Source organism: Pantoea sp. CTOTU49201 (assembly GCF_032054795.1).
GTDB lineage: Bacteria > Pseudomonadota > Gammaproteobacteria > Enterobacterales > Enterobacteriaceae > Pantoea > Pantoea symbiotica.
In genome coordinates, this window is sequence record NZ_DAMBSA010000154.1 from 1 (window position 1) to 9778 (window position 9778).

The following is a 9778-nucleotide window of genomic DNA, read 5'->3' on the forward strand; positions in this document are numbered from 1 at the left end:
TACCCGGATATCAAAGTCGTGCAGAAACAGACGGCCAAATTTACCCGTAACGATGCGGTAGATGTGGTGAGCAACTGGCTGACGGCGGGCGATGACATTCAGGCAATCGCCTCCAACAACGATGAAATGGCGATTGGTGCACTGCAGGCGCTGGGTAAAAACCCGAATCACATCCTGGTCGCAGGTGTGGATGGTACGCCGGATGCACTGCAGATGATCAAGAACGACAAAATGGTCGCTACCGTGTTCCAGGATGCGAAAGGTCAGGGTGAAGGCGCTGTGCAAACTGCGGTCAAACTGATTAACGGCGAGAAAGTGCAGAAAGTGGTCGATATCCCGTTCCAGCTGATCACCAAAGATAACTACGAAAAATTCGCCAGTCAGAACCAAAAATAAACCGTAACCGACTCAGCCGTACGGAGGTGATGTATGACCGCTTTTGCGCTTGAAGCCGAAGGCATCAGCAAGTTCTTCCCCGGAGTGAAGGCACTCGACAATGTCTCACTGCGAATCAAACCGGGGTCGGTACATGCCCTGATGGGTGAAAATGGCGCGGGCAAATCCACTTTAATGAAATGCCTTATCGGGATGTATCGTCCCGATAAGGGCACCATTCGCATTAAAGGGGAGCCAGTGCAGTTTCAGGACACCATGGATGCGCTGCGTTCCGGCATCTCCATGATTCACCAGGAACTCAATCTGGTGCCTTACATGACCGTAGCCGAAAACATCTGGCTCGGTCGCGAACCGATGAAGTACGGCTTTGTTGACCACGGCAAGCTGAACAAACAGACGCAGGAACTGCTAAACAGACTGAACATCCGTCTGAAAGCCGATCGTATGGTGGGCGAGCTGAGTATCGCCTCGCAGCAGATGGTGGAAATCGCCAAAGCGGTCTCGTGGAACTCGGACATCGTGATTATGGATGAACCGACCTCGGCACTGACGGAAACCGAAGTGGCGCATCTGTTCACCATCATCCGCGACCTGCGCGAGCAGGGCAAAGCCATCATCTATATCAGCCACAAGATGGATGAGATTTTTGCGATAACCGATGAAATCAGCATTTTCCGTGACGGTGCGTGGGTAGGCAGCAACAACACCAGCGAATACACCCGACAGTCACTGATTACGCAGATGGTGGGCCGTGAATTGACCCAGCTGTTCCCGAAATTCAACGGTGAAATTGGGGAAGATGTGCTGACGGTGCGCAATCTGACCTGCAAAGATCGCTTCACCGACATCAACTTCTCAGTGCGCAAAGGCGAAATCCTCGGCGTAGCGGGATTGGTGGGTGCCGGACGCAGCGAAGTGATGGAAAGCCTGTTCGGCATGGAGAGTTTCGACAGCGGTGAAATCCTGATTGACGGCGTACCGGTCAAGATCGATTCGCCTTCAACGGCGATTGAGAAGGGCATGGCGTTCCTGACTGAGGACCGTAAAAAGTCGGGGCTGTTCCTGGTGTTGTCGGTGATGGAGAACATGAGCATCGTCAACATGCCCGATTACACCCATAAAAGCGGTTTTGTCAGCCACATCAAAATGGCGCAGGACTGTATGGATCAGATTCGCAAGCTGAACATCAAAACCCCAACCATGGATCAGATCATCAATAACCTCAGCGGCGGTAACCAGCAGAAGGTGCTGATTGCCCGCTGGCTGCTGGCGCAACCGAAGATCCTGATTCTCGACGAACCAACGCGCGGTATCGACGTTGGTGCAAAAGCAGAGATTTATCGCTTAATCAGTGAACTGGCGAATCGCGGCGTGGCCATCATCATGGTGTCGTCCGAGCTGCCAGAAATTCTCGGCATGAGCGACCGCGTGATGGTTATGCACGGCGGACGTATAACCGGCATCCTCGATAAAGAAGAGGCCAATCAGGAATCCATTTTGTCGTTGGCATCCGAGTGAGGCGTGAGACATCTATGAGTAACGTAAAAATTACGGCCCCGCAGGCCGCAGAACAGAGTTCTTTCTTTAGTAACTTGCGTCACAAGCTGCCAAAAGACACCGGGATTTTTGTTGTGATGGTGGGCATTGCCCTGATTTTTGAAATTGCCGGTTGGTACGTACGTGATCAATCTTTCCTGATGAACACCAACCGCTTAGTACTGATTATTCTGCAGGTAGCGATCATCGGTATCATCGCGGTGGGCGTGACCCAGGTCATTATCACCACCGGTATCGACCTGTCATCCGGTTCGGTTATCGCTTTAACCGCGGTAGTGGCGGCCAGTCTGGCGCAAACCTCAGACAGCCTGTCGCCGATGTATCCGTCGCTGGTGAACCTGCCGGCGGTTATTCCCATCGTCGCCGGGATCGGCGTCGGGCTGCTGTGCGGCGTGATGAACGGCGTGTTGATCACCAAAACCGGTATTCCTCCGTTCATCGCCACGCTCGGCATGATGGTGTCGGCACGCGGTCTGGCGCAGTACTACACGCAGGGTAACCCAATCAGCTTCCTGTCAGATGGCTTCACCTCCATCGGCCAGGGCGCAATGCCGGTGATTATCTTCCTGGTGGTGGCATTCCTGTTCCACATCGCGCTGAAACACACGCGTTACGGTAAATATGTTTACGCGATTGGCGGCAACATGACCTCCGCCAAAGTGTCCGGTATCAACGTTAATAAGTATCTGATCATCGTTTACACCATCGCCGGTGCGCTTTCTGGTCTGGCGGGCGTGGTGCTGGCGGCGCGTGTGAGTAGCGGTCAGTCAAGCATGGGTATGGCGTACGAACTGGATGCCATCGCTGCAGCCGTTATCGGCGGCAGCAGCTTGATGGGTGGCGTAGGACGCATTACCGGTACACTGATTGGTGCGGTGATTCTTGGCCTGATTAAGAGCGGCTTCACCTTTGTCGGTGTGGATGCTTATGTGCAGGACATCATTAAGGGCATCATCATCGTGGCGGCAGTTTCGATTGATATGCATCGCAACCGTAAGAAGCGCTGATAGTGTGGTCGCCATCAATGGCGACCCTACAAAAGGTGCGCATTTATGCGCACCTTTTTATTGGCCGCGGTGATTCGGGAATAAGTTTTCCAACTGGTTGAATCCGTTCTTTTCCGCTCGTTTGGTTTCATTCCCGCCATTTCTGCTCATTTTCTGCGTTATCTGCACCAAACCAGCTCATCGGGTCATCACTTTTTTGCACGCCTGACTCGCATTTCCTGCCCCATTGCAGTGCAATTCGTTTGATTCTTACTCTTTTTGCGTCATCGCTCGCGCTTATTAACTCCTTCGAGGTAATCACAAACGCTTATTTTCCGTGCCTTTAGGAAAAATCTGGCTATGCAATTTTGCGTAGCAAACAAACCTGGCCTGCATATTGCAACTTCATTTCCACAAGCCAGCAGGCTGAGACGCCCAACCTGGGTATTCGGGGATTGACGGAGGCAACATGAATTTAAGACGACTCAAGTATTTTGTAAAAATCGTCGATATCGGCAGCCTGACTCAGGCAGCAGAAGTGCTGCACATCGCGCAGCCTGCGCTTAGCCAGCAGGTCGCTACGCTGGAAAATGAACTCGATCAGCAATTGCTGATCCGCACCAAGCGCGGCGTGACGCCAACTGAAGCCGGTAAAATTCTGTATGCCCACGCCCGCACCATTCTGCGTCAGTGTGAACAGGCGCAAACGGCAGTCATCAACGCCGGCCAGGCACTGAACGGCCAGGTTTCCATTGGTTTAGCGCCGGGCACTGCCGCATCCTCGCTTACCATGCCGCTGTTGCAGACGGTGCGTGAGCAGTTCCCGGATGTGCTGGTGTATCTGCATGAAAACAGCGGCACCTCGCTGAATGAAAAAGTGATGAACGGCCAGCTGGACATGGCGGTGCTGTACGATCGTGCGCCAACGGCGGGCATCAACAGCATTCCATTGATGAAAGAAGAGCTCTATCTGGTGGGCGCAACGGCGTGTCCGGGTGCGACTGTCGATCTGGCGGACGTGGCGCAGATGAGTCTGTTCCTGCCACGCGACTACAGCGCGGTACGTAAACGTGTTGATGAAGCGTTCTCGCTGCGTCGTCTGAGCGCGCGCATCATCGGCGAAATCGAATCGATCTCCACGCTGACGGCGGCAGTTTCCAGCGGCATGGGCGTCACAGTGCTGCCAGAATCTGCGGCGCGTGCGCTGGTGAGTTCCACCCATGCGTGGATGGCGCGGATTAACAGCCCGTCGCTGAATCTGCCGCTGTCGCTGAACATCTCGGCGCGTCTGCCGCTGTCGCCATCAGCGCAGGCGGTGAAGAATATTCTGCTGTCGCTGCTGAATAAGCCAGCGGTAGAGGATCGTGAATTAATGCTGGTGGGTTAATCCCGTAGGGTCGCCATTCATGGCGACCTTTTTTATCTTCCTCGCAAAACCTCCCTTATTACTATTCCGCATAACACACCGTTTTTTATTATTTGTTGCGATGACGCCAACTTCATAACATGGACGAAACAGGGGCAGGAATCAGGAGAAAAGGGCGTGAATTTCCAGCAACTTAAAATTATACGTGAAGCAGCCCGTTGCGAGTTCAACCTGACCGAAGTGGCGAATACATTGTTTACCTCCCAATCAGGAGTGAGCCGCCATATTCGCGATCTGGAAGATGAACTGGGCGTGGAAATTTTTATTCGTCGTGGCAAGCGACTCTTAGGCATGACCGAACCGGGCAAGGCGCTGTTAACCATTGCTGAGCGCATCCTTGATGAAGCGGGCAAAGTTCGCCGCTTAGCGGATGTGTTTACCAATGAAACCAGCGGCGTGCTGACTATCGCCACCACGCATACTCAGGCGCGTTACAGCCTGCCGCGCGTGATCAAAGCGTTTCGTCAACTCTATCCTAATGTGCGTCTCGAACTGAATCAGGGATCGCCGCAGGAGATCGTCGCCATGCTGCTAGCCGGTGAAGCCGACATCGGCATCGCCTCCGAGCAGTTAGTGAATAACAGCAGTCTCGCGGCATTTCCGTGGTTTAGCTGGCATCACTCACTGCTGGTGCCGCACGATCATGAACTGTTGCAGCATCAGCCGGTGACGCTCGCCAGCCTTAGCCGCTATCCGCTGATCACCTATCGTCAGGGCATTACCGGCCGTTCGCGGGTCGATCGTGCTTTCCAGGCGGCAGGACTCAGACCGGATATCGTGCTCAGCGCGCAGGATTCTGACGTGGTGAAAACCTACGTTGAACTCGGTTTGGGCGTGGGGATTCTGGCCGATCAGGCGTGTGATATTTACGAAGGGGAAGACCTGGTAAAAATCGACACGCATCATCTGTTCGATGCCAATACCGTGTGGCTCGGCCTGAAGCGCGGTCAGCTGCAGCGCAATTACGTGTGGCAGTTCCTGGAGCTGTGTAACGCTAATCTGTCGCTGGAGGAGATCAAACGTCAGGCGCTCTCTTACGAAACCGAGAACGAACCGGCTATCGATTTCCAGATTTGATTATCGTTTCTTTGCCGATAAACTTATTATTCAGTTATCAAGTGTAGAAAAAGGTAAGGAAGCCGGCGCAGATCTTTTTGCGAAAAATAAAATAAAAATGCCACGTCGGAATATGACGTGGCATGAAAGTTAATGAATGCTTTAATTAGATATTTTCGAAATGCACTGCCTGGTCGAGCGCTAGTTCAGCATCAGTACCGTAGAATGTGAAGTCCTTAATAAGCTTACCTCCAGCATTATATTCATCAGGCTGTTGCCACGCTTCGATTTTTCCAACTCCTGTTAAAATATCAGCAAGTTCTAATTTTCTATCTTCATTATCGGCTAAATGCGATTCATCTTCAGTAAGCAACAAATTCTCTTCACTCTGTGAAAGCACCTCACGGATTTTAATATCTTCCAGGCTAGTTTCATTAACAAACGACTGCGAAGCTGCTTCATCGTTAGAGATTAATGTTGGAGCTGCAGGCATCTCGACTTTCACACCCACTTGTACGATTAGCTCAGCATCGCCGTTGCTGAACACCTGGTATTCTATTCCGGAGACGATAACGGTACCAGATTGCTGGACCCATCCTTTTTCTGTTGCATTTGAAGGGATGAGTTGCACGATATCGCCTTCATTGCCTTGGACTAACAGCTGGTGTTTTCCATTGTCAACAAATAAGCCAGTGTTAGCGCGAGCCAGAATATCCTCGGCCGAAATATTCAGCGTATTATCGCCTTCGAACCGCAACATATTATCATTAATAAGCTCTTCGCTTTGACCCGAATGGGATGGCGATGTATTAAGGTCAATGACATTGTCGACCTGGTCGTGACCGTAACTATTCAAGGGCATTACAGCTGCCTGACCCCATCTTATTGAGTCGATCAACATACCATTTATTTCATCAAAACCTTGTATACTGAAACTAGCAATGCCACCTGTCGACTGGAAGTAAAAATCTTTAGTGGCAATGCTTAGATCACCGTAAAATGACTTGCTCTCAATTACCTGTCCAGCTGCATTATAGGTTGTTATAACTACCCAGCCATCTACCATACCAAGAAAGAAACTGAGCTTGTTAGTTAGTGATGGTAATGTAAATCTCAAATCACTGTTGTTTGCAATATTATCGGTGGTAGAACCTTTCCCCCATTCAAATGCCTCTTTTACACTGAACCCAAAGTTTGAGTAGAAATCACTAACGTGCGCGTGGTCAGCGTATCCAGCCTTTCCTACAACATGTATACCTGATTTGAAAGTGTGCCCAGGGTAATTGGTATTGATAGTGGCACTCTGATTGTCGAAACTTTCGAACCCGCTTGAGAAATTTAGCTCAATATTCACCTTATAGGACGTCGAGTACGCACTGACATTTCCGGCAACATCGACAATTTTGCTGCGAAACTCCCAGCTTTTGCCTGCCGCTAATACAGGGGCCGTCCATGACCAGGTCCCGAAGGCGTTAACCGTGACTGGCGTCGAACTTACAGTCCAGTTACCGCTTCCATCTCGGTATTCAACATAAACCCGACTGCCAGGTTCGCCACTGCCTTCCAGCATCGGCGTGGTGTCAAAGGTTTTGCCACCATTAGCGATCGTACCGCTTGCATCATCCACACCTTTTACGATGATCGGGGCCAGCGCAATGGTATCGACAATCACAATATAGGGAGCTGACTCGGAGCTTTGATTTCCCGCCGGATTTCTAACCACCGTGGTAAATTGATAGGTGCCGTCCGGCAGCGATGTCATTGGCGTGAAGCTCCACTCGGAGTTTGCACCAATTATCTCTGTGCCGATCTGATTACCGTTAGACTTAATGATTACGATATCGCCTGGCGTGCCTTTACCCTTTAACGTTGGCGTGCTGTCATCCGTTACCCCGCCTTTACGGACCGGATCTTGAATGCTGCCAACATTGTCAAGTACGGTATCAATACCGCTGTTGATCGGCGCTGTGGAATCGATAATCACCGTGAACGGATCTGAAGGTACCCCCTGTCGCACGGTTTTGGCAAACGTCTCCTCGGCAATCAGCGTCAGGTTATTGACACCCTCTTTCAACGGCACTGAAGGCACGAGCACCCACATTCCGGTCACTTTATCAGCTACCGCGCTGCCGATGATAATGCCGCTGGCATCACGCAGATAAACCGTGGTGCCTTTCTGGGCGACACCGGTGAGAGTCGGTTGCTTATCATCGGTGGTGTCACCCGAGTCAAAACTGCCGGTTTTCAGGCCCTGGCCGTCATACATATTGATCAAGTCTGGCGCTTCAGGCGGCGTAGTATCAATGCGCAGTGTGAACAACGTTGGTTTGCCCGTATTGCCAGCACGATCTTTTACTATCATCGAGACGCTGTAATCACCATCAGGCAGTGGATCGATTGCAGTCCATTCATACTTGCCGGTTAATGGATCAATGGCGATTTCATAATAGTTACCGCCCACGACAATCTGGGCAATCGAACCTGTTTTACCTATTTCACCCGGTGCGCTGGCAGCAATGGTCGGAAGTGCGGTGTTTCGCTCGGCATAGCTCGTGCCAGTATAAACCAGCAACTCTATCGCATCAGGTTGTGCAATAGAGGCCCCAGTAGCTGTTTCATCGCCGAGAATTTTTGACTGAGTTGTGCTGTCGTTTAGGTTGTTTTGCAGTAAGGCAGATGAATCAGCACCCACAATAATTGTCACTGGCGCGGAAGGCGTGCCAGTGCGGGGTTGGCCTGCGAACAGCTCTTCTGTAACTAAACTCAGATTGTTCACGCCATCCTTCAGATTCTGCGATGGCACCATCACCCACTTGCCATAGATCGCGTCTGCTTGGGCAGAGCCGATGTTGTTGCCGTTTTCATCTCGCAGATACACGATGGTGCCAGGCTGGGCAAGGCCGGTTAAGGTAGGACGCTTATCATCGGTGGTCTGGCCGGCGTCAAAGCTACCGGTTTTCACGCCCTGAACGTCGAAAAGGTTCAGTAACAGCGGCGCTTCAGGTGGCGTGGTATCCACCAGCATGGTGTAAAGCGCAGGTTTACCGATGTTACCGGCACGATCTTTTGTCGTGACCGAGATGCTGTATTCGCCATCCGGGATGGGCGTGGTCGCGGTCCAGGTGTATCTGCCAGTTACGGGATCAATCGGAACTTCATAGTACTCACCACCAACAATGATTTGAGCAATTGCCCCTTGTTTACCGATTTCGCCGGGCGCGGAGCCAGAAATGGTCGGGAGAGGGGTATTCCGCTGTGCATATTGTGTGCCGGTGTAGGCCTGAGTATTCATAATTAACGTCCTGGTTCTAAATGATATAAAGTGAAAGGCCAGAGAGCGTAGTCAATTGCGCAACGTGGCGTAAAAGTACAAACGCAGAGCCAGGCTGGAAAGGTAATTGAAGACGTAACTTACAGTTAAGAGAAAGGTCTCAAAGCTCAATGCGGAGAGGTTACGGGTGAGGCCAGAAGACTTATCTCCCCCCCATTTTTCTTCCCGTGGCAATGTTTTGCCGCTCGCTTGTGAATATGCACGTAGCCCACACCATTCAATGACCGCACATTCCGTAGCGGCGTGATTCATCGCGCAAAAAAATTGTGCTGTTACTCATCCTTTTGCTCTGCCATTTCGGTGTTCGTCGCTTAACTGATGCACATTAAGCCATTAGAGTGACTTCTCCCCCACAGCATAAAATTTCTTTTCCCGCCGCAAAACACGCATCGACATAACTTCCTCTCGCCAGAAAAACATCCTGCGCTGTCGCGTCACGTTACAGTGAAATGACGAAGATACAGGGGATTGTCATGTCGCGAATTCAACTGAAAGATACGGAATTATTGCGCCAGCAGGCGCTGTTTGGCGGTCGCTGGCAGGATGCGCATCAGGGCGCAACGCTTGAAGTGATCGATCCCGGCACGCAGCAGCCGATTGCCACCATTCCGGCATTGGGTGCGGCGGAAACCGAGCAGGCGATAGATTATGCTGAGTCGGTGCGCGTCAGCTGGGGCAAAACCCCCAACGCCACGCGCGCCACGCTGCTGGAAAAATGGCATCAGATGATCATTGATAATGCCGACGATCTGGCAATCATCATGACCGCCGAACAGGGCAAACCGCTGGCGGAAGCCAAAGGCGAAGTGCTGTACGGTGCCAGCTTTGTGAAATGGTTCGCGGAAGAGGCGCGTCGTATTTACGGTGACACCATTCCCGCGCCGAGCGACGATCGCCGTATTCTGGTACTCAAGCAGCCGGTTGGCGTGGCGGCAGCAATCACGCCGTGGAACTTCCCGATTGCGATGATCACCCGCAAAGTCGCGCCCGCGCTGGCCGCAGGTTGCCCGATTATCGTTAAGCCGT

At 51.8% G+C, this 9778-nt stretch carries 7 protein-coding genes; 6 read left to right on the forward strand and 1 reads right to left on the reverse strand.

Annotated features, from left to right (window positions below):
* The 5 genes from RTY00_RS12370 to cbl all read left to right on the forward strand — a co-directional run.
* A partial coding sequence (locus tag RTY00_RS12370; protein WP_312664652.1) for a substrate-binding domain-containing protein occupies positions 1-396 on the forward strand: 396 nt, incomplete at its 5' end.
* 33 nt (positions 397-429) lie between these two features.
* Entirely contained in the window at positions 430-1914 is a 1485-nt protein-coding gene (locus RTY00_RS12375) for a sugar ABC transporter ATP-binding protein (protein WP_008104783.1), read from the forward strand.
* A gap of 14 nt (positions 1915-1928) precedes the next feature.
* Positions 1929-2960 carry an ABC transporter permease gene (locus RTY00_RS12380; RefSeq protein ID WP_061717659.1) on the forward strand — a complete coding sequence of 344 codons (1032 nt, stop codon included), beginning with the start codon at positions 1929-1931 and terminating at the stop codon, positions 2958-2960.
* A 448-nt stretch (positions 2961-3408) separates the two neighbouring features.
* Entirely contained in the window at positions 3409-4326 is a 918-nt protein-coding gene (nac, locus tag RTY00_RS12385) for a nitrogen assimilation transcriptional regulator NAC (protein ID WP_061717658.1), read from the forward strand.
* A gap of 156 nt (positions 4327-4482) precedes the next feature.
* Entirely contained in the window at positions 4483-5442 is a 960-nt protein-coding gene (cbl, locus tag RTY00_RS12390) for an HTH-type transcriptional regulator Cbl (protein ID WP_008109354.1), read from the forward strand.
* 145 nt (positions 5443-5587) lie between these two features.
* On the opposite strand, the gene RTY00_RS12395 is transcribed toward cbl, so the two are convergent.
* On the reverse strand, positions 5588-8713 hold the full coding sequence (locus RTY00_RS12395) for an Ig-like domain-containing protein (RefSeq protein ID WP_312664653.1): 3126 nt from the start codon (positions 8711-8713) through the stop codon (positions 5588-5590).
* Between the two features lie 512 nt (positions 8714-9225).
* Between RTY00_RS12395 and RTY00_RS12400 the strand changes: the two genes are divergently transcribed.
* Positions 9226-9778 (forward strand): aldehyde dehydrogenase family protein (locus tag RTY00_RS12400; RefSeq protein WP_312664654.1); only part of this gene is annotated, 553 nt, incomplete at its 3' end.